The organism is Pseudonocardia yuanmonensis (genome assembly GCF_039542425.1).
GTDB lineage: Bacteria > Actinomycetota > Actinomycetes > Mycobacteriales > Pseudonocardiaceae > Pseudonocardia > Pseudonocardia yuanmonensis.
In genome coordinates, this window is sequence record NZ_BAABIC010000003.1 from 156195 (window position 1) to 176676 (window position 20482).

General features: G+C 73.9%; 19 protein-coding genes. 8 read left to right on the plus strand and 11 right to left on the minus strand.

From position 1 onward, the window contains the following. Positions 1-215 precede the first annotated feature (215 nt). Positions 216-1916, plus strand: a complete 1701-nt coding sequence (locus tag ABD990_RS05400) for a lipopolysaccharide biosynthesis protein (RefSeq protein ID WP_345378749.1) — start codon at positions 216-218, stop codon at positions 1914-1916. Positions 1917-1954: 38 nt separating this feature from the next. Beyond that, entirely contained in the window at positions 1955-3337 is a 1383-nt protein-coding gene (locus ABD990_RS05405) for a glycosyltransferase (protein ID WP_345378750.1), read from the plus strand. An 87-nt stretch (positions 3338-3424) separates the two neighbouring features. On the opposite strand, the gene ABD990_RS05410 is transcribed toward ABD990_RS05405, so the two are convergent. The 7 genes from ABD990_RS05410 to ABD990_RS05440 form a co-directional block, all read right to left on the minus strand. Beyond that, entirely contained in the window at positions 3425-4297 is an 873-nt protein-coding gene (locus tag ABD990_RS05410; RefSeq protein ID WP_345378751.1) for a glycoside hydrolase family 16 protein, read from the minus strand. 101 nt (positions 4298-4398) lie between these two features. Next, the gene (locus tag ABD990_RS05415; protein WP_345378753.1) at positions 4399-5658 is read right to left on the minus strand and encodes a glycosyltransferase family 2 protein; all 1260 of its coding nucleotides are present in this window, start codon (positions 5656-5658) and stop codon (positions 4399-4401) included. Positions 5659-5767: 109 nt separating this feature from the next. Continuing rightward, positions 5768-7471: a choline dehydrogenase gene (locus ABD990_RS05420; RefSeq protein WP_345378754.1), complete on the minus strand. Its 1704-nt coding sequence runs from the start codon at positions 7469-7471 to the stop codon at positions 5768-5770. Positions 7472-7598: 127 nt separating this feature from the next. After that, positions 7599-7982: a hypothetical protein gene (locus tag ABD990_RS05425; protein WP_345378755.1), complete on the minus strand. Its 384-nt coding sequence runs from the start codon at positions 7980-7982 to the stop codon at positions 7599-7601. Continuing rightward, complete coding sequence (locus ABD990_RS05430; RefSeq protein ID WP_345378757.1) at positions 7979-10039, minus strand: hypothetical protein; 2061 nt, start codon at positions 10037-10039, stop codon at positions 7979-7981. The genes ABD990_RS05425 and ABD990_RS05430 overlap by 4 nt, the downstream gene beginning before the upstream one ends. Next, on the minus strand, positions 10036-10413 hold the full coding sequence (locus tag ABD990_RS05435) for a hypothetical protein (protein ID WP_345378759.1): 378 nt from the start codon (positions 10411-10413) through the stop codon (positions 10036-10038). The genes ABD990_RS05430 and ABD990_RS05435 overlap by 4 nt, the downstream gene beginning before the upstream one ends. 173 nt (positions 10414-10586) lie before the next feature. Then, positions 10587-12005 (minus strand): glycosyltransferase family 2 protein, encoded by a 1419-nt coding sequence (locus ABD990_RS05440; RefSeq protein ID WP_345378761.1) that lies wholly within the window; start codon positions 12003-12005, stop codon positions 10587-10589. Positions 12006-12375: 370 nt separating this feature from the next. On the opposite strand from ABD990_RS05440, the gene ABD990_RS05445 reads away from it, so the two are divergent. From ABD990_RS05445 to ABD990_RS05465, 5 genes are all read left to right on the plus strand, one after another. Then, the gene (locus ABD990_RS05445) at positions 12376-13269 is read left to right on the plus strand and encodes a glycosyltransferase family 2 protein (RefSeq protein WP_345378762.1); all 894 of its coding nucleotides are present in this window, start codon (positions 12376-12378) and stop codon (positions 13267-13269) included. A 135-nt stretch (positions 13270-13404) separates the two neighbouring features. Continuing rightward, positions 13405-14163, plus strand: a complete 759-nt coding sequence (locus ABD990_RS05450) for an energy-coupling factor ABC transporter permease (protein ID WP_345378763.1) — start codon at positions 13405-13407, stop codon at positions 14161-14163. Further along, positions 14160-14519 (plus strand): PDGLE domain-containing protein, encoded by a 360-nt coding sequence (locus ABD990_RS05455; RefSeq protein ID WP_345378764.1) that lies wholly within the window; start codon positions 14160-14162, stop codon positions 14517-14519. Before ABD990_RS05450 ends, ABD990_RS05455 begins: the two co-directional genes overlap by 4 nt. A 1-nt stretch (position 14520) precedes the next feature. Next, positions 14521-15285: a cobalt ECF transporter T component CbiQ gene (cbiQ, locus tag ABD990_RS05460; RefSeq protein WP_345378765.1), complete on the plus strand. Its 765-nt coding sequence runs from the start codon at positions 14521-14523 to the stop codon at positions 15283-15285. Further along, complete coding sequence (locus ABD990_RS05465) at positions 15282-16058, plus strand: energy-coupling factor ABC transporter ATP-binding protein (protein WP_345378766.1); 777 nt, start codon at positions 15282-15284, stop codon at positions 16056-16058. Before cbiQ ends, ABD990_RS05465 begins: the two co-directional genes overlap by 4 nt. A 9-nt stretch (positions 16059-16067) precedes the next feature. On the opposite strand, the gene ABD990_RS05470 is transcribed toward ABD990_RS05465, so the two are convergent. The 3 genes from ABD990_RS05470 to ABD990_RS05480 form a co-directional block, all read right to left on the minus strand. Then, complete coding sequence (locus ABD990_RS05470; RefSeq protein WP_345378767.1) at positions 16068-17291, minus strand: SPFH domain-containing protein; 1224 nt, start codon at positions 17289-17291, stop codon at positions 16068-16070. 12 nt (positions 17292-17303) lie between these two features. Next, complete coding sequence (locus ABD990_RS05475) at positions 17304-17735, minus strand: NfeD family protein (protein ID WP_345378768.1); 432 nt, start codon at positions 17733-17735, stop codon at positions 17304-17306. Between the two features lie 70 nt (positions 17736-17805). Continuing rightward, positions 17806-18630 carry a DUF3097 domain-containing protein gene (locus tag ABD990_RS05480; RefSeq protein WP_345378769.1) on the minus strand — a complete coding sequence of 275 codons (825 nt, stop codon included), beginning with the start codon at positions 18628-18630 and terminating at the stop codon, positions 17806-17808. A gap of 158 nt (positions 18631-18788) precedes the next feature. On the opposite strand from ABD990_RS05480, the gene ABD990_RS05485 reads away from it, so the two are divergent. Then, positions 18789-19577 (plus strand): hypothetical protein, encoded by a 789-nt coding sequence (locus ABD990_RS05485; protein ID WP_345378770.1) that lies wholly within the window; start codon positions 18789-18791, stop codon positions 19575-19577. A gap of 209 nt (positions 19578-19786) precedes the next feature. On the opposite strand, the gene ABD990_RS05490 is transcribed toward ABD990_RS05485, so the two are convergent. Then, positions 19787-20446, minus strand: coding sequence for a peroxiredoxin (locus ABD990_RS05490; RefSeq protein WP_345378771.1), 660 nt, complete (start codon positions 20444-20446; stop codon positions 19787-19789). Positions 20447-20482: the final 36 nt, after the last annotated feature.

The window sequence follows — 20482 nt, forward strand, 5'->3', positions numbered from 1 at the left end:
GCGTGACGACGCAAGGACCCCGTGTAACGCGTCGCGCCGGGGCCCCGATGGACGGTCCGGGGAGGTGACGGCCCTCCGTGCGGGAACCGGGCAGGCTACACCCCGGGACCGGCCTCGGCGAGTCGACCATTAGGCTCCGGTGACCGAGACGAGGAGCGGCGATCGGCGCCCGCGGATGCGCGCGGCACGGACAGGTCTGACGGGGTACTGCGGTAGTGGAGCGAGACAGGGGTCCGGTGCGCGGCGACGAGCGGTTCGCGGGCGGTCCGGGCCGGTCCGTCGCGGGCGCGCCCCGGAACCGGGTCACCGGCCCGGGTGCGGACCCGTACGCCGATCCCCCCACCGAGCGGTTCGCTGCGCTGCAGGTGCCCGCCCCGGGCACCGCGGAGAACGCGGCGGTCGACACCATCGGTCTGCGGACCGCGCAGGTACCGGGTGCGACCCACGCCGGGGCCACCGAGGTCCCGACCGCCGAGCAGCCGGTCGTCGAGAGCCCCGTGGCAGAGACGGACCGGGCACAGGAGCCGGCGGCCGACGCCGATCCGCCCCGCAGGCGCCGCTCGCTGCTGCCCAGCCTCGAGCTCAACGCCTTCGCGCTGATGGCCGCCACGGGCATCACCGCCCTCGTGGGCCTCGGCTTCTGGGCGATCGCCGCGCGCCTCCCGGCCGCGGAGGTCGGCCGGTCGTCCGCGATCCTGTCCACCGCGACCATGCTGTCGCAGGTCGCGGCGTCGAACGTCGGGCTGCTCTTCGGTCGCGTCCTGGCCTCGGCGGGGACGAAGGCCCGCACGCTGGTGCTCGGCGGGTACGGCATCGCGACCGCGATCGCCCTGCTGCTCGGTGCGGGCTTCCTCCTCTTCTTCCCGCACGACGAGCTGTTCCCCACCCTGTGGGACCGGGCGGCGTTCCCGCTGCTCGTGGCCCTGCTGGCGCTGTCGACGCTGCAGGACTGGGTGCTCACCGGGCTGCGCCGCTCGACCTGGATCCCGCTCGAGCAGCTGCTGTTCGCGCTCGGGAAGATGGGGCTGCTGATCCTCTTCGCGAACCTCGCGTTCGAGAAGGGCATCCTGGTCGCCTGGGCGATCCCGATCATCGTGCTGCAGCTGGCGATCTCGCCGTTCCTGTTCCTGCGGCTGCTCCCCCGCGTGCCCCCGCCCGGCGAGGGCACGCCCCCGATGCCGGACCGACGCGGGCTGCTGACGATCTTCCTCGCGGAGTACGCCACCGGCGCCGTCACGGTGATCATCCCGCTGGTTCTGCCGCTGCTGGTCGTCGCCTCGCTCGGCACCGAGGCCAACGCCTACTTCGCGCTGCCGTGGCTGATCGCCGAGTCGTTCAGCGTCCTGATCTGGAACATCAGCTCCTCCTACGTCGTGGAGACCAGCCACGACCGGCGCCAGCAGTGGGCGCTGATGAAGCGCACGTTCCGGCTGAGCTATCTGATCGGCGGCCTGGGCGTGCCCGCGCTGTTCTTCCTGGCCCCCTGGGTGCTGTCGGTGCTCGGGGACTCGTACTCCGACCAGGGCACCTGGGTGCTGCGCTACGCGGTGCTCGCCATCCCCTTCACGATCGTCAACATGAACTTCATCAACACCTCCCGGCTGCGCAACCAGATGGGGCGCGTGGTCGTGCTGGAGGTGTTCACCGCGGCCCTGGTCATCGGGCTCGCGGTGGTGCTCATGGGCCGCATGGGCATCGCTGGCGCCGGCCTGGCGTTCCTCCTCGCCCAGGCCGTCACGGCGCTCGTCGTCGCCGTCCCGCTGGTCCGCTTCATGCGGACGCTGCGCCGCGACGCCGTCGAGGAGGAGACCGGCCGCCCCGGCGACGACGCCGCCGCCGCCGACCGGTCCGACCCCCCGACAGAGCCGACCCCCGTCGCCGGACTGGCGTCCGGAGCGGGGCGACGCCCGTCCTGACGGACGGCCCTTCTTCACACACGAGGGAGACCCGAGGAGTGAACGCGCACAGCGCCCCCGGCGCGAGCCGCTGGCCGACGGACCGGCCGCTGCGCCTGCTCGTCGTCCTGCACAACCTGGACATCGGCGGCAGCCAGCGCAACTCGGTGGACCTCGCCGCGGGTGTGCGGGACATGGGGCACGAGGTCGTGATCGCCGGTCCGCCCGGCGTCCTCGAGGACGTCATCCGGGAGCGGGGCGTGCCGTTCCAGGCGGTCGAGGAGCTGGTCCCGGACAACATCGCGCCCACGGCGCGGGCCGCCTACAAGCGGGTCCGCGACCTGGCCCGGCGGGTGCGGCCGGACCTGATCCACGCCTACGAGCTGACCCCTGCGCTGCTCGCGTTCCTCGGCCCGCACCGCCTCGACGACGTGCCGATGACCATGACGATCAACAGCATGTCGGTGCCGGACTTCATGCCCGGCACGGTGCCGCTGCAGGTCTGCGGTCCGCTGATCGCCATGGAGACCCGCGAGCGCAGCGGCCCGATCGGCGTCCTCGAGATCCCCACGGACACGGTCGGCCAGTACCCGGACTACCCCGGCGCCGCGGCCTTCCGGGCCGAGCTCGGCATCGCGCCGGACGAGATCGCCGTCGTCGTGGTCAGCCGGTTCGCCCGGGCGCTCAAGCAGGAGGGCCTGGAGACGGCGATCCGCGCCGCGGGCCGCATCGCGCCGTACCACCGGATCCGGCTGGTGATGGTGGGCGACGGGCCCGCGATGCCCGAGCTGCGGGCCCTGGCCGACGCGACGAACGCGCGCGCCGGCCGCGAGGTCGTGCTGCTGCCCGGGCTGCGCGTCGACCCGCGACCCGCCTACGCCGCCGCGGACATCGCGCTCGGGATGGGTGGGTCGATCCTGCGCGCGATGGCCTTCGGCAAGCCCTGCATCGTGCAGGGCGAGCGCGGCTACTTCCAGATCCTCGACCGCGAGTCCGCGCGGCTGTTCCGCTGGCGCGGCTTCTACGGCATCGGCGACGGCGGCACTGGCGAGGACGTGCTGGTGCGCGAGCTGCACACCCTGCTCTCGGACGAGGTGCGCCGCAAGGAGAACGCCGCGTTCGCCCTCGAGCTCGTGCGTCGGCACTACAGCCTCGAGCACGCGCTGCGGGTGCAGATGGAGTGGTATCAGAAGGCGCTGGCCGCACACGTCCGGCCGGGCCGCGCCGAGGTGACCCGCACGATCGCGTCCGTCGGCGCGTGGTTCGCGGCCCGCGCGGCGGGCCGGGTCAAACCGGACACGTTCAACAGTTCCGAGCGGATCGCCCCGGGAATCGCCGCCCCGGTGCCGGACTGGTTCGACCCGGACATCGACACCGACACGGGCAGCATCGACATCGCCAACGCGAAGACGCTGAAGATGCGGGCGGTCCGGCGGGCCTGACCGCCCCGAACCCCCGGGAACGACGCCGGCCGGTGCCCCCTCGCGGGGGCACCGGCCGGTTCCGTGTCCGGGGGTCAGGTCCGGGGGTCAGGCGTCGACCTTGTACTCCTTGACCCAGTCGACCTGCATCTCCGAGGGCCGGACGTTGTTCGGGTCGCCGTCCTCGGGGAACCAGTCGAGCTGGATGCACAGGTGCATCGGGCCCGGCGGGAGCTTGTCCTTGTCCTCGACCCGGTACCACTCGCGCCCGTCGAGGTAGCCGATGACGTGGTCGGGCGTCCACTCGACCGCCCAGTTGTGCCACTCGGTCGCGTCCACGTCGACGGAGTGCTCGACCTGCTTGTTGTCCTCGCTGTAGTGCAGGAACGAGTTCACGTTCTGCCGGTCGCCGGAGGTCGCCTCCATGAAGTCGATCTCGCCGCCCTCCGGCCAGTTCTCCTCGTCCGGCCACAGCAGCAGCAGCGCGTGGTAGGTGGGGTCGCTGACCGGCAGCTTCACCCGGCCCTCCCAGCGCCCGTACATCTGGCCGGGGTTGAGCGCGAGACCGCCGGTGTTGCCCTGCGCGTCGCCCTTGATGGTGAGGATGCCGTCGTTCACCTGGATCGACTCGGTCGTGCGGCGGCCGTTCCCGTCGTGCCCCTCGCCCCGGTAGATGCTCCAGCCGGCGGGCCGGGGGCCGTCGAACTCGTCGACCCGGCTGGGCTCCCCCCAGCCGAGCAGGGTGGCCGCGCTGGTGTCGGCGCCCGCGCTCTGGCTGCGGGTCGGCGTCGTCGGGCCGGCCGGCTCCGACACGGCACCGCTGCCCGCGGTGGTCCCCGAGTCCGACGACGGGCGGCCGACGAGCACGGCGACCAGGGCGATCACGGCGACGACCGCGATACCGGCGAGGATCAGGCCGGTGCGGCGGGAGATCCCCCGGGTGGGGGCACCGCCACCACCGTCCCCGGATGGTTCGGACACTGGGACTCCTCGGTCACATCGGACGACTCAGAACGGACAAAGCGGACAGCCGGGGAGCGTAGAGCACCCCGCCGACGCCCCCGTCACCGAGTCCAACGACCTCACCGGTCGGACGTGACGTGGGAGTTCACAGGGGACAGTCGGGGTACCCGGCCGCCGGCCCGCCGGGCCGCCCGGCGGCCCCGGACGTAGGCCGAGCCGCCGTCGACGATCCAGGCCAGCCGTTCGACGGGACCGCCTGCGGCGACGCCCTCCCCCGCCGTGGCCTCGCGCGCGCCGATCTGCCGGAACTGCGCGACCGCGGCCGGGAGGCGCCTCGCGGCCATGGCCCCGGCCCGCGGGTCCAGGGCGATCTTGGTGAGGAACGCACCGAGGCCCATCGAGTACCCGCGCAGCTGGCGGCGCAGCTCCTCCGGCGAGGACCGGTGGTGGTGCCAGACGAAGGCGCCCGGGTCGTAGCCGACCCGGTGCCCGGCCAGGACCAGCCGGACCATGAACTCGCAGTCCTCGCCGCCGCGGGTCGGGGCGCCCGCACCGAGCGCCTCGTCGAAGCCGCCGACCGCACGCGCGACGTCCGCCCGCACTGCGAAGTTGGCGCCGATCCCGAACAGGCCGGGCGAGAACGGGAAGATCGCGGAGTCCGCGGGCGGATCGGCCAGCGAGTAGCGGCGTGCCTCGAAGCCCCGGTTCCACACCAGGGCGCGCTCCGCGGCCAGCTCGTCCTCGGTCTCCAGCCGGGCGCCGATCACCGGCCCGCTGACGCAGGCCAGCTCCGGCTCGGCGGCGAACACGGCGGCGATGCGGCTCGCCCACTGGCGGTCGACCTCGGTGTCGTCGTCCGTGAAGGCGACGAGCCGGGTCACCGCCTCGCGCAGGCCGCGGTTGCGCCCCACCGACAGGCCGCGCCGCCGCTCGCGCACGTAGACCACGCCCCGGTCGGCGAACTCCTCGGCGACCAGCCGGGTGCTCTCGTCCGGCGGGTCGTTGTCCACCACGATCACGGTGACGGCCGGGTGGTCCCCCGCGACGACGGCGGCGAGGCTGGTCCGCAGGCTCTCCGCCCGGTCCCGGGTCGCGATCACGACGGTGAGCGGCTCGTCCGACGGCGGCAGCGCCTGCTCCGCGGCCCTGTCGACGGTGTCCGGACCCAGCTGCGCCTCGATCGCGGCGCGGACCGTCGACGTGGTCGCGCGGCCGCCCGTGAGGCCGACCGTGATCAGCCCGGCGGGCACGCCGCCGTCCGTGACCAGCAGCCGGGCCGCCAGGTAGCGCGGGTCCACGGACAGGTCCAGCGCGTCCGGCCCGTCGGCCCGTCGTTCGACCCGGCCGACCCAGGCCGGTGCCCGCCCCGGCAGCTCCATGCTTCTCCTCGAGTGGTTCGTCGACGGTACGTGTGCCCGGTCCGGTTCGGACCGTCCGATCAGGACGGGGCGACGACCGGCCCGGGTCTTTCGTGAGGACCGGGCCGGGTCAGGCCGAACCGGCCGGCGCCACCACGCCCTCCGGGGCCGCGGCGGGCCGGGCCTGGGAGACGACCTGCGGGCGGGCGAGGCGCACCGGCTCCAGCGGCGTGTTGCCGAGGATCATGTCCGACGCCTTCTCGGCCACCATCAGGGTCGGCGCGTAGGTCTGGGTGTTCGTCACGGTCGGGAAGATCGACGCGTCGACCACCCGGACGCCCTCGAGTCCGTGCACCCGCAGCGTGCCGGGGTCCACGACGTCGTCCGCGGTGCGCCCCATCCGGGCGCTGCCCGTGGGGTGCAGCCCGGTCTGCGCGGTGTGCGAGATCCAGTCGAGGATCTCCTCGTCCGTCCGGAAGTCCGGCCCGGGGACGACCTCGCCCCCGTCGACCCCGGAGAACGCCGGCTGGGACATGATGTCGCGGGCGATCCGGATCGCCTTGACCCAGTCGTCCCGGTCCCGCTGGTTGTCCAGGTAGTTGAAGATGATCCGCGGGTGCTCGGTCGGGTCCGCCGAGCGCAGCGTGACGCTGCCGCGGGAGCGCGCCGCCATGGTGCCGACGTGCACCTGGTAGCCGTGCCCCTCCACGATCCGCTTCTCGTCGAAGGCCATGGCCATGGGCGCGAACCCGACGATGACGTCCGGGAACTCCATGTCCTCGTTGCTGCGGATGAAGCCCGCGGCCTCGAAGAGGTTGCTCACCGCGGGGCCCCGGCCGGCGAGCCACTGCAGGCCCATCTTCGGCCAGTTCTTCTTGTCCTTCATGTGCACCATCGAGATGGGCTGGGTGCACCGGTGCTGGACCTGGACGGCCAGGTGGTCCTCGAGGTTGTGGCCCACCCCGCGCAGGTCGTGCACCGGGGCCACGCCCACCGCCTCGAGCTCCTCGGCGCGGCCCACGCCGGACAGCTGCAGCAGCTGCGGGGTGTTGAAGGCGCCGCCGGACAGGACGACCTCCTTGGCCCGGACGATCTCCTCGTGCCCGTCCGCGCCCCGGTAGGTCACCCCGACGGCCCGGGTCCCGGAGAACACGACCTGCGTGGCCAGGGCGCGGGTGCGGACCTCGAGGTTCGGCCGCCCCATCACCGGGTGCAGGTAGGCCTGCGAGGACGACTGCCGCCGGCCGCGCCGGATGTTGCGGTCGAACGCGGCGAAGCCCTCCTGCACGGCGCCGTTGAGGTCGGCGGTGAGGTTGTACCCGGCCTGCTGCGCGGCCTCGAAGAACAGCGCGAACAGCGGGTGGTCGGCCGGGGCGCGCTCGACGGTCTGCAGGCCGCCGCGACCGCGGTACTCGTTGCCCCCGAAGGTCACCGAGTCCTCGATCTTCTTGAAGTACGGCAGCACGTGCGCGTAGTCCCAGGCCTCGTCGCCGAGGACCTTCGCCCACTGGTCGAAGTTCGCCGGGTGGCCCCGGACGTAGGTCATGGCGTTGATCGAGCCGGAGCCGCCGAGCAGCTTGCCCCGCGGCAGGTCCATGCGGCGGTTCTGCATGAACGGCTCGGGCTCGGAGACGTAGTGCCAGTTGTGGCTCCGGCTGGCGATCGCCAGGCCCATCGCCGCCGGCATGTGGGTGAAGACGTCCCAGAACGGGTCCGACTTCCCGGCCTCGAGGAGGAGCACCCGGTGGGCCGGGTCCGCACTGAGCCGGTTGGCGAGAACGCATCCGGCGGCGCCGCCGCCCACCACGACGAAGTCGTAGACCTTGTCCGACATGAGGTGTCGAGCCCTCCTCTGGGAACGCTGCGTGCCTGCCCCCGCGTCGCCACGACCCGGGCCCCGGGTCGCCGCGCCCGCAGCGGCGGTCACGATATCGCGGTGAAATCCTCTGCCCCGACCCAGGTCAGGGCGCGGCTCCTGCGGCAGGTGCGTTCGGGTTCGCGTTGGGGTCGGCGGCCGCGGGGGCGTTCGGGTCCGCGGCCGGGGCGTTCGGGTCCGCCGGGGCGGCCGGAGCGGGCTGCTGCGGCTCGTCCAGCGGGAGCCCGGTGATCGGGTCCGTGCGGGTCAGGACGGAGTGGACGACCTGCCGTCCACCCTGGATGGTGAGCAGCGCGACGACGACGGCGACCACGCCGACGGACGCCACGGTGAGCGCCCGCACCCGGGTGGGCGTGCGCTCGAGCCGGTTGCGGCTGCTCTCCACCACCCAGGCGCGGATGCCGAGCACGACGAGCAGGGCGAGGAACGACAGCCACACCCACTTGTCGAAGGCCGGGTCGATCGTCATCCGGGCCTCCCCGCGGTGCCGCCGGGGAGCACGGGCGCCCCGACCTTGCGCAGCACGTAGTCGTACGGGTCGTCCGGGCTCTGGTACCAGAAGTAGTAGGTGCCCTGCTGGACCAGCGTGTTCGCGTAGTCCAGGGACCAGTCGTGCGGCTTGCCGTAGAGGTACACGCCCTGGGCCTCGATGGACCCGAAGCTGACGATGACGTCCGGCGAGACCCTGGCCGTGCAGCCGATCGGGTCGTTCGAGACGCCGATCCGGCCACAGCCCGGCACGCCACCGCCACGGCCGAAGAGCGTGAGGCCCTCGATCGCGAACGGACCGGGGTCGGACACCGGGATGACGTTCTGCCCGGGTGGGGTGGTCGCGACGACCGAGCGGAACATCGCGGCGTCCTCGGGGTAGACGACCTGGTAGGAGTCGTTGCCGCCGCGCAGGAACACCAGCGTGCCGAACAGCCCGACCATCCCGACGGCCAGCACCGGGCGCATCCACGAGCGCTTGCGCACCGTCCAGCGCAGGAAGTCCGCGCCGAGGATGGTGAGGATCGGCAGGCCGAACAGCACGATCCGCAGGAAGCCCTCGCTGCCGTAGCCCTGCGCGGCGAAGGCCATCGGCACCACCGCGAGCCCGATCGGCACGAGGTCCCGGCGCCGGCGCCAGTAGACCCAGGCGCCGACGATGCCCAGCAGGTACGAGCAGCCGGCGACGAGCACGCGGCCGTACTTGACCACGACCTGGCCGAAGTCCCCGGTCAGCCGGTCGGCCACACCCTCCTGCAGCGCGGCCCCGGTGTCGCCGGTGCCGATGAAGAGCGTGATCTGGGTGGTCCAGATGTTCCGGGCGGCGATCAGGATGAACAGGATCACGCCGATCATGCCGATCAGCACGAGCCCGCGGCCGCGGTAGCGGCCGACGACGGCGAGCAGGAACAGCTGGCCGAGGATCGCGAACGGCGTGAGCTGGTGCGCCGGGATCACCGCGAGGATGCACAGCGCCGCGCAGAAGTAGACCAGCAGCAGCTGCCGCGGGGGCAGCGTCGGCCGGTTCGGCGGCGTCATGCCCGACACCAGCCAGCGGTGCAGCAGCGGCAGGCGCTTCGCGTCCCGGTGCGGGGCGGGCCAGCCCGGCACGCCGCTCGGGTCCGTCCGGCGGGTGGCCAGCGGGCCGAGCGCGAAGGTCAGCACCGTGAGCAGCAGGCAGATGCCCGTGGCCTGCGGGGAGAAGTAGTCCTGCTCGATCCAGTTCAGCCCGACGAACAGCCAGGCCGCGGCCCAGGGCGCGCGGGTGCCGCCCAGCATGGAGCGGGCCAGCGCGTAGATGCCGATCGCCCACACCGTGACGACGGCGGGCGGGAACCAGCGCAGCACCTCGTCGAGCTGGTCGGCGCCGCCGGCCTGGCGGAACCACGCCCACTGGGCGAAGAAGGCGGGCCAGGAGAACCGGGCGTCGAGGCCCTGCGGCGGGACGCCGTTGGCGACCGCGACCGCGTCGACGAAGCCGGTGATCGTCCAGGCCGTACCGAACCGGGCGGCCGGCTCGACGACCGACGGGAGGCCGGTCGAGCAGAGGATCAGGACGCCGGTCGCGGTGCCGAGCATCGGGATGCGTGGCCGCCTGGCGTAGAGCTCGGACAGGCAGGAACCGATCGCGAACAGCAGGGCCAGCCAGGCGGGGACGCCGAGGACCTTGGCCAGGCCCCAGCCGTCGAGCGCCTCCAGGTCCGTGGTGACCACGGCGAGCGGCAGCATCGCCAGCGCCAGGAAGGCGAGCACCGGCGAGAGCCAGCGGTCGATCACGACCCGGTTCCGCTCGAGCCAGGACGGCTCGGCCGGCGGCTCGGGGCCCGGCGGCGGCCCCGGCACGACCGGCAGCGCCGCGGTGGGCGGGTCGGTGCCGTCCTGGCCGGCACCCGCGGCCGGCCCGAGCGGGCGGAGGACCTGGGTGGCGTCGGGGTCGCTGCGCACGGCCTGCGTCTCCTCGCCGGTCCGGGCCCGGCCGGCCCCCTCGCGCGGGGACCCGCCGTCGCGGGCACCCCGGCGGGTGTCCTGTGTGGTCACTGGGCGACCACCGCGTGACGCAGCAGGAACGGGATGCTGATCCCGGTGATGATGTAGAGCATCAGATCCGGGTGCCACCAGACGGTGCTGACCATGATCTGCGCGGCGAGCAGCGTGGTCGCCACGCCGACGCCGACGGTCAGCAGCCAGACGTGCGCCGCGGGTGCGCGGCGCAGGAAGCCCGCCGCGGACCAGCCGGGCCCCAGCAGCAGGAAGCCGATCGTGATGAAGAGGCGCAGGTCGCCGGCCGCGCCGCCGGTGACCTTCAGCAAGCTCAGGGCGCAGGCCGCCAGACCGGCGACGACGAGCATCAGGGCGACGCCGCGGCGCGCGGTGCGTGCGCGTGTCAGCTCCGCCGCGGAGGGCATGCTCACCGCGTCACTCCGTTCCCTCGCCGGTCCTCGTCGTGGTAGACACCGTTCCCGTGCCCGTCACCGCGTGGCGCACCGGCCCGTGCGGCGGTACCGCCGCACGGCGCCCGCGCCGGACGGACCCCGGCGCCCGGAGCGAGTATGCCGGGCGCCGGTGATCCGCAGGAGGGGGCCCCTCAGGAGGCCTCCTCCTCGAGGGCGTAACGCGCGTCGAGCGCCTCGCGCTGCGTCGCGGTCCGCTGGGGCGCGGGACGGTCGGTCCCGGCCGCCGGACGGTCGGACGGGCGCGGCGACGGGCGGGGCGCGGGTCGGGGCGGGGCCGTCGCCGTGGGCGGCGAGGGCGGGGTCGCCCCGGCCGGGGCCTGCGTGACCGGCGCCTGCGCGACGGCGTCGGCTGCCGGCAGGGTGGGCTCGGGCGCCTCCGTGGTCAGGGCGACCGACTCGGTCGTCGGTGGGACCGGGAGGGTGTCGGCGGTGCCGAGCGCCCGGCCGTTGACGTGCCCCTTCGCGTGCCCGTTCTGCCCGTGCCCGTTGACGGCCCCGTTGGAGTGCCCGTTGACGCTGCCGTTGGAGTGTCCGTTGGCGTGGCCGTTCGTGTGCCCGTTGCGTGCGAGGCCGTTCTGCGCGTGCCCGTTCACCGCGCCGGCGACCGCGTTCTCCAGGGGCGTGCCGTAGCGGACGGCCGTGACCGGCGCCGTGAGCGGGGCCGTCACCCGCCCCGTCACCGCGAGCTCCTCGGGGGCGGCCGGTGTCACCGGCCGCGACGTCTGCCCCGCGGTCGACCCCGCGGTGGCTGCGGGAGCCGACACCGCCGGTGGCTCCTCGCGACGCCGGGTGGCGCGCCGCCGCTCGGCGGCCAGGGTGCGCAGCACCCGGGTGCCGTCGGCGAAGGTCCGCAGGTTGGTGTCGCCGAAGAGGCGCTCGCGCTCGTAGGAGGGCACCTCGGTGACCCGCAGCCCGGCCGCGGCGACGCGGCAGGCGAGCACGGTCTCGATCTCGAAGCCGTCGCCCCAGAGCATCGACCCGTCGTCCGGTGCGGGAGCGTCCACCGCCGGCAGCTCCAGCAGGGGCAACAGGTCGGCCCAGAAGGCGTTGTAGCCGTAGCAGAGGTCCGAGTGCCGCGTGCCGAACAGCACGTTGGCCACGCCGTTGAGCCCGGCGTTGCCGCTGCGGCGCAGCAGCGTGATGTCGTCGCTGCCGCCGCCGCGCGCGAAGCGGCTGCCCTTGGCGAAGTCGGCGCCCGCCTTCAGCGCCGCCACGAACGCCGGGATCTCGGCCGGGTCGGCCGAGCCGTCGGCGTCGAACATCACGATGATGTCCCCGGTGGCGGCGGCGAACCCGCACGCCATCGCGTTGCCCTTGCCCTTGCGGGTCTGCTCGACGATCCGGACCCACGGCAGCACCCGCCGCGCGGTCTCGACCGTGCCGTCGACCGAGTTGCCGTCGACGACGATCACCTCGTGGACCGCGGGCCGCACCGCCGCGATGGCCGGCAGCACCACCTGCAGGTTGCGGGCCTCGTTCCGGGTGGGCACCACCACGGACACGGTCGGATCGGCAGGGCGCTGAACACCGCGCCGGTCACTGCGCTGCATCGCAGTCTCCCCCTCGTCGCACGTCGTGTGCGGTCGCGCTGACGCTTCGGCGCCCGACTCCTGCAGGTCGAGATGTCACGCGGTACTCCGTCATCGCTTGGCTTATCTGTCGGCCTCGTCGGTGCGTTACGTGACGGGGTGTTCCCCCGACCGCGCGCACATGTCCCCCGCCGCCCCCCGTTCGTGTCCGGCGCAACTCCGCTCCGCGTACTCCGCGGGCGCTCGGCTGCTCCGGGATCACGACGCGAACCTTACGGACAGTGCGATCGGGCCGCCGACCGGGCCCGTCCCGGGTGCTCGGTACAGTCCGTGCCATGGACAGCACGGACCGCCTCGCGCACGCGGCGGAGCAGCGGGAACCGGGCGTCCGGTGACCGCGGCCGGCTTCCCGGGTGTGTACCAGGCCACGGTGTCCGTGGTCGCCGCCGTCACGGACGGCGAGCGGCACCTGGCCGAGACGATCGGCTCGGTGCTGGAGCAGACCGAGCCCGAGTTCGAGCTCGTGCTCGTCGACAACGGCAGCACGGACGGCACCCTCGAGATCATGCGGTCGTTCGCCGACCCGCGGATCCGGGTGGAGCGGACCGGCGAGCGGGTCTCCCGCGCCGAGGCGCGCAACCACGCGATCGCGCTGAGCCGGGCGCCGCTGGTGAAGACCGTCACGGACGGCGACATCCTCCACCCGCGCTGCCTCGAGCTGCAGGCCCAGCCGCTGCTCGACGACCCGGGGCTGACGCTCGTCGCGGCCCGCCGGCACGTCGTCGACGACAAGAGCCGGGTGATCGTCCCCCGCCGCGGGCTCAACGGGCTGATCGGCACCCGCAGCGGGGACGAGGTGGCCCGCAAGATCGTGCGGAGCCGCAGCAACCTCATCGGCGACGCGTGCAACGTCACCTTCCGGCGGGAGAGCTTCACCGCCGCGGGCGGCTGGCGCGGCCGCCGGGACGAGCTGCTCGACCTCGACTGCTGGCTGCGGCTGCTGCACCACGGCGACTTCCTCGGCCGGCCCGAGCCGCTCGCCGCCGTGCGGATCACCGGCTCGCCCCGGCAGCCGGGCTACGCCGAGCGCGTCCGCGGGGAGCACACGGCGATCGTCGCCGAGCTCGGGGACTCCCCGGCCTACGAGGTCCGGGCGCTCGACCGGCTGGTCGGCGCGGTGCTCGCGCCGGTAGGGGCGCTGCGGCGTGCCGGGCTGTCGGTGCTGGCCTCGCGGTCGGAGAAGCGCGAGGAGCGGGAGCGCCGGCGGGCGCTCGCCGCGGCCTGACCGGAGGACGTCCACCCCTCCGACCGGACAGTCGCAGCGCATTCGCTCCCGCAGGATGTTTGCGATTGCGTCTCCGAGGCGTTGAGATGGGGGCGGCGCCGGGACCGGCGCCCCCCTCGCACCCCGGGAGGCCCCATGGTCACCGCCATGCACATGAGCGACGGGCTGGTGAACGCCCCTACCTCGCTCGTCTTCGCGGCCGTGGCCGTCGTCGGCCTCGTCCTCTGCCTCGTGCGCGCCCGCGCGGACCTCGACGAGCGCACCGCCCCGATGGCCGGGCTGGTCACCGCGTTCGTCTTCGCCGTGCAGATGATCAACTTCCCGATCCTGCCCGGCGCCAGCGGCCACCTGCTCGGCGGCGCCCTCGTCGCGATCCTCGTCGGGCCGTGGGTGGGTGCGGTGTGCATCTCGATCGTGCTGCTGGTCCAGGCGCTGCTGTTCGCCGACGGCGGGCTCACCGCGCTCGGCACGAACATCACCAACATGGCGCTGATCGGCGTGTTCACCGGCTACGGCGTCGCCCTGCTGCTGCGCCGGATCGCCCGGCGCAGCCGCGGCGGGCTGGCGGCGACGGCCTTCGTCGCCGCGTTCGTCAACACCGTGGTCGCCTCGCTGGGCTTCGTCCTCCAGTACGCCATCGGAGGCAGCGGCGGCGCCGCGCTCGGCACCGTGTTCGTGCTGATGGTCGGCCTGCACGCACTGATCGGGGTCGGCGAGGGCGTGATCACCGCGGCCACCGTCGGCGCCGTCGCGTCCGTGCGGCCGGACCTCGTGTACCTGCTGCGGGGCACGGCGACACCGTTGGTCCGCAGGTCGGCGCCGTCCCCGTCCGCGCCGTCCCCGTCCGCGCCGTCCGCGCCGTCGTCGGCGCCGTCGACGGGGGGTGCGGCGTGACCGGGCGGCGCGGGTTCCTCCTCGGCTTCCTGCTGGTCGCCCTGCTCGTCGCCGGCGGGCTCTCCTCCTTCGCCAGCTCCAGCCCGGACGGGCTGGACACCGTGACCCTGCACGGCTGCACGGTCACCGAGACCGCCGGCGGCGAGCAGCTCGACGGCACGTGCATCGCGCGGAACGCCGGGGAGCACGCCACCGCCGGCTCGCCGCTGGCCGACTACGCGGTGTTCGGCGGCGAGGGCACGGTGGGGCTCGCCGGCGTCGTCGGCGTGCTCGTGACCCTCGTCCTCGCGGGCGGGCTGTTCCGGGTGCTCCGCCGGCGCTCCCCCGCCGGGTCGGCACCGTCGAGGGACGACTGAGGTGGGCGCGGGCCACGCGCACCCGCTGCACCTGCACCGCGACTCCCCCGTCCACCGGTTGCCGCCACAGGTGAAGATCGTCGCCGCGTTCCTGGGCGTGGTGTGCGTCGTCGCGACCCCGCGCGAGGCCTTCCCGGTGTTCGGCGGCTACCTGGTGCTGCTCCTCGGCGTCTGGGTCGCGGCCCGCATCCCGGTCGGCTGGATCCTGCGGCGCTCGGTGATCGAGCTGCCGTTCGTGGTGCTGGCCGTGCTGCTGCCGATCACCGGGCCGGACCCGCGGATCGAGTGGCTGGGGCTCTCGCTCTCCGAACCCGGCCTGCTCGGCGCCTGGAACATCCTGGTCAAGGGCACCCTCGGCGTCCTCACCTCGCTCACGCTGGCCGCCACCACGCCGATGCGGGACCTGCTCGTGGGGCTGCAGCGGCTGCGGGCCCCGGCGCTCGTCACGACGATCGCGGCGCTGATGCTCCGGTACGTCGACGTGATCGCCGGCGAGGCCCGGCGGATGCGGCTCGCCCGGATCGCGCGCGGGCACGACCCGCGGTTCCTGTGGCAGGCCGGCGCGACGGCCCGCGGCGTCGGCGCCCTGTTCGTGCGCTCCTACGAGCGCGGCGAGCGGGTGCACCTGGCGATGCTGTCCCGCGGCTGGACGGGCGCGATGCCGGTCCTGACCGAGAACCGCACGACCCGGCGGGACTGGGCCGCCGGGCTGGCGCCGGTCGCCGTCGCCGCGGCGCTCGCCGTGAGCGGATGGGTGATCGCATGACCCTCGCCGACCCGCTGCGCCCCGCCGACGGCACGGCGCGCCCGGCCCCGTCGCTGCTCGTCCGGGACCTGCTGTTCGCCTACCCGGACGGCCACCAGGCGTTGCACGGCGTGGACCTGCGGATCGAGCCGGGCGAGCGGGTGGCGCTGCTCGGCCCGAACGGCGCCGGCAAGACCACCCTGGTGCTGCACCTCAACGGCATCCTCGCCCCCGGCGAGGGCACCGTGGAGGTCGGCGGGCTGCCCGTGACGAAGGAGCACGTCCAGGAGATCCGCCGCCGGGTGGGCATCGTCTTCCAGGACCCGGACGACCAGCTCTTCATGCCGTCGGTCCGCGAGGACGTCGCCTTCGGACCCGCGAACTTCGGGCTGAGCGGGCCGGCGCTCGCGGAGCGGGTCGAGCAGGCGCTCGCGGCCGTCGGGATGACCGGGCACGCCGACCGCTCCCCGCTGCACCTCTCCGGCGGGCAGCGGCGCCGGGTCGCGCTGGCCACGGTCCTGGCCTGCGACCCCGAGATCCTCGTGCTGGACGAGCCGTCGTCGAACCTCGACCCGGTCGCCCGCCGCGAGCTCGCGGAGGTGCTGCTCGGGCTCGGCCGCACCATGCTGATGGTCACCCACGACCTGCCCTACGCCCTGCAGCTCTGCCCCCGCAGCGTGGTGCTCGACGAGGGCGTGGTCGTGGCCGACGGCCCCACCCGGGAGCTCCTGGCGGACCGCGCCCTGCTCGAGCGGCACCGCCTGGAGCTCCCGTTCGGCTTCACCCTGTCCTGAGACCGCGGGTCAGCGGGGCGGGCCCTCCTCGGACCAGTTCCCCCGGGCCGGGACGCCGTTGGGCGGGGTGACCGCCTCGTCGACCGCCGTCCCCAGGGCCGGTCGCGCCGGCTCGCCGATCGGCGGGACCTCCTGCGTCGCCTCGGCCGTGGCCGCCGCGACCTGCCGGGCGATCTCCGGGTCGCCGGTCGTGTCGAACCAGTCCCGGACGGACTCCTCGTCCTCCTCGGGGACCGAGCGCACGCCGTCGTCGGGCGAGGGGGTGTACTTGAAGACGCCGTCCTCGCCGGGCGCGCCGAGCATCTTCATGAAGCCCTCGAGCGCCTTGCCGAAGTCCGACGGCACCAGCCACACCTTGTTCGCCTCGCCCGCCGCCATCTGGGGCAGGGTCTGCAGGTACTGGTAGGCGAGCAGCTCGGGCGTCGGCCGACCGGCCTTGATCGCGGCGAAGCGCTTCTCGATCGCCTTCGCCTCACCCTGGGCCCGCAGGTACTGCGCCGCCCGCTCGCCCTGCGCCCGCAGGATCCGGGACTGCCGCTCGGCCTCGGCGTTGAGGATCGCCGCCTGCTTGGCGCCCTCGGCGGTCAGGATCTGGCTCTGCTTCTGGCCCTCCGCGCTGCGGATCGCCGACTCCCGCTGGCCCTCGGCGGTGAGGATCATCGCCCGCTTCTCGCGGTCGGCCTTCATCTGCCGCTCCATCGACTCCTGGATCGACGGCGGCGGGTCGATGGCCTTGATCTCCACCCGCTCGACCCGGATGCCCCAGCGGCCGGTGGCGTCGTCGAGCTCGCCGCGCAGCACCGTGTTGATCTGGTCCCGCGAGGTGAGCGTCTCCTCCAGCGTCATGCCGCCGACGACGTTGCGCAACGTGGTCGTGGTGATCTGCTCGACGCCGGTGATGTAGTTCGAGATCTCGTACACCGCCGACTTCGGGTCGGTGACCCGGAAGTAGACGACGGTGTCGATGTTGACCGTCAGGTTGTCCTGCGTGATCACGGGCTGCGGCGGGAAGGACACGACCTGCTCGCGCAGGTCGATCCGCTCCCGGATCCGGTCGACGAAGGGCACCAGGAAGGCCAGCCCCGGGTCCTGCGTGGTCTTGTACCGGCCCAGCCGCTCGATCACCGCGGCCGTGGCCTGCGGAATGATCTGCACCGCCTTGGCGAGCGCGATGATCACGAAGAGCACGATCAGCACGATCACGACGAGCAGTCCGACGTTCACCGTCTCCATGTCCCTTCCCCCTCACTCGGCGAGCACGAGCACGGTGGCGCCCTCGATGCGCACCACCGTCACCCGCTCGCCGGGCTCCATGACCTGCTCGCCGTCGAAGGCGCGGGCGGACCACTCGTCCGGGCCGATCCGCACGCGGCCGCCGTGCCCGTCGACCCGCCGCGACACCACCGCCGGTCCCCCGACGATCTTGTCGGTGTGGTGCACGTAGCCCTCGATCGACTTCTGCGCCTTGCGCCGCAGCACCGGCCGCACCCCCACCAGCAGCAGCACCGAGGCGATCGCGAACAGCAGCGTGCTGCCCAGCCAGCCCAGGCCGAACAGCGCCGAGCCCCCCGCGGCGACGAGCGCCCCGCCGCCGAGCATCAGCAGCACGAACTCCCCCGCCAGCATCTCGCCGGCGAGCAGGGCGATCCCGGCGATCAGCCAGACCAGCGGAACCATGACCTCAGGATGGCAGAGATCACGGCCCGGGGTGGCCGAAACGATCATTGCGGTCGCGCAACGACCGTGGTCAGCCCTCCTGCGTCACGAAGTCGATCAGCTGCTCGACGGCGCCGATGAGCGAGGAGTCCAGGTCCCGGAAGGACTTCACGGCGCCGAGCACCCGGCGCGCGCCGTCGGCGGGCTCACCCCAGCGCAGCGCCTCGCACACCCCGGTCTTCCAGTCGGTGCCGCGCGGAATCCTCGGCCACGCCCGGATGCCGACGGCCTGCGGCTTCACCGCCTCCCAGACGTCGACGAACGGGTGGCCGGCGACCAGCACGTTCGGCCCGGCGACGGCGGCGGCCTGGCGGGTCTCCATGCTCCCGGCGACGAGGTGGTCGACGAGGATCCCGAGCCGCCGGTGCGGCGCGGGGCCGAACTCGCGCACCGCGGCGGCGAGGTCGTGCACGCCGTGCAGCGGCTCGACGACGACGCCCTCGACCCGCAGGTCGTGCCCCCAGACCGTCTCGAGCAGGGCGGCGTCGTGGATGCCCTCGACCCAGATCCGCGCGGCGCGGGCGGTGCGGGCCTTGAGGTTCTCCACCCGCACCGAACCCGACGCCGAGCGGGCCGGCCCCGTCGGCACGGCGGCCGGCTTCACCAGCGTGGCCGGCCTGCCCTCGAACAGGAAGGCGGCGGGCCGCAGCGGAAAGACCCGCCGTGCGCCGGAGCGGTCCTCGAGGGTGACCTCGCGGACGTCGACCTTCACCACCGCGCCGCAGAAGCCGCTCGCCGGGTCCTCGACCACCAGCCCGGGCTCGGCCGGGACCTCCGGGACCTCCTTCCTGGTGCGGACCCGGGTCCCGTCGGCGCCGAACGCGCCGCGGTAGTCGTGCGTGCGGGGTGCGGGCATGTCCGGGTTGTATCCCAAGGGGCACACCGGGTCGCGGCCGACACGCGGAGGCGGCGCCCGAAGAGCGCAGCGTGCACACGACCGCTCACCGAAAGTCACCCACCGTCACCCGCACGGCAGAGGCCGGGTACCGGTCACCCCTGGTTAGCCTGGCGTTCGTGCCCCGCTCCTCCGCCACCTTCGCGGTGTGGTCGTCGGCCTGGCTGGCCGGGTCCGCCGCGCCGGACGACGTGCTCGACGCGCTCACCCCGTGGGCCGAGGCCCACGACGTCGTCGCCGTCGACGAGGCCACCGCCGCCGCCACGGACCTCCCCGCCCCGGGCGCGCCCGTCTCGTCGCTCACCTTCCTGCTCGCCGCGCTGCGCCGGGCCCCGCGCGGAGCCGGGCGGCTGGTGCTCCCGGTCCCGGGTGACATCCGCGGTTTGCCCGGGCCCGGCACCTTCACCAGCGCCGCGATCGCCGCCGGCGAGGGCGTGCTGTACCCGGAGGCGGGGCTGGGCGTGGTGCCGAGCCCGATCGCCGACGGCGTCCTGCGCTGGACCGTGCACACCGTCCCGGCCCCCGTGCCGCCCGCGGAGTACGTGCCGCTGGCCGAGGCCGAGCACGAGCTGCGGGGCCAGGTGCGGCAGTCGACGTCCGTCCTCACCGAGCTCGGGGTCGCCCGGCACCGGCCCGGGGTGCGCGAGGAGATCGCCGCCGCCCTGCGCGCCCGGCCGGCCACCCACTGGCCGCAGGGGATGCCCGGGCGCGCGCTGCGGGTGCTGCAGCAGGCGGACGAGGTGGAGGCGATCCTCGCCGCCGCCTCCGCGGACGAGCCCGGCGGTGCCCTCTCCGCCTCCGCCGCCACCGCCCGCCGGGAGGCCCTGCGCCCGCTCGACACCGCCGTCCGGGTCGCCCGTCGCGCCGCGGTCGCGGAGGCCGTCCGCTCCTACGCCCCCACCCCGTAGTGACCGGCCCGGGGCCTCGTGGCCGCCGAGCCGGTCGGGGACGTCGTCGGACCGGCCGCGGAAAGGACGCCGACAGCGATCATCGACCGGTACCCGCCGGACAGTGCACGACGACCGAGCTCGTACCGCTGGAAGATCACACGGCCTTCCGACGGAATCGCGTCGCGGAACGGCCGGCGGGCGAGCCCCGAGTCGTCCGCTCCGAGTGGTCAGCTCGGCTGGGGCACGATGCGGATGTAGGGACGTGGGGCCTGCCAGCCCTGCGGGTAGGTCTTCCGCGCCTCCTCGTCGGAGACCGAGCCGGCGATGATCACGTCCTCGCCCTGCTTCCAGTTCACCGGCGTCGCCACCTTGTGCCGGGCGGTCAGCTGCAGCGAGTCGATCACCCGAAGCACCTCGTCGAAGTTGCGGCCGGTGGTCATCGGGTAGACCAGCACCAGCTTGATCTTCTTGTCCGGGCCGACGACGAAGACGTTGCGCACGGTCTGGTTGTCCGCCGGGGTGCGCGCGCCGGCATCTCCGCTGGTGTCGGCCGGCAACATCCCGTAGAGCTTCGAGACGGCGAAGTCGGCGTCGCCGATCACGGGGTAGTTCGGTGCGTGGCCCTGCGTCTCGGCGATGTCGGAGGCCCACTTGGCGTGGCTGTCCACCGGGTCCACCGACAGGCCGATGATCTTCACGTCCCGGCGGTCGAACTCCGGCTTGATCTTCGCCATGTAGCCCAGCTCGGTGGTGCACACCGGGGTGAAGTCCTTCGGGTGCGAGAACATCACGGCCCAGGAGGTACCGATCCAGTCGTGGAACCGGATCCGGCCCTGAGTGGTCTCGGCCTCGAAGTCCGGGGCAGGGTCGTTGATCTTGAGTGTCATCGGGTTCTCCCCTCTCGACCGGTGCCGTGCGCTGCT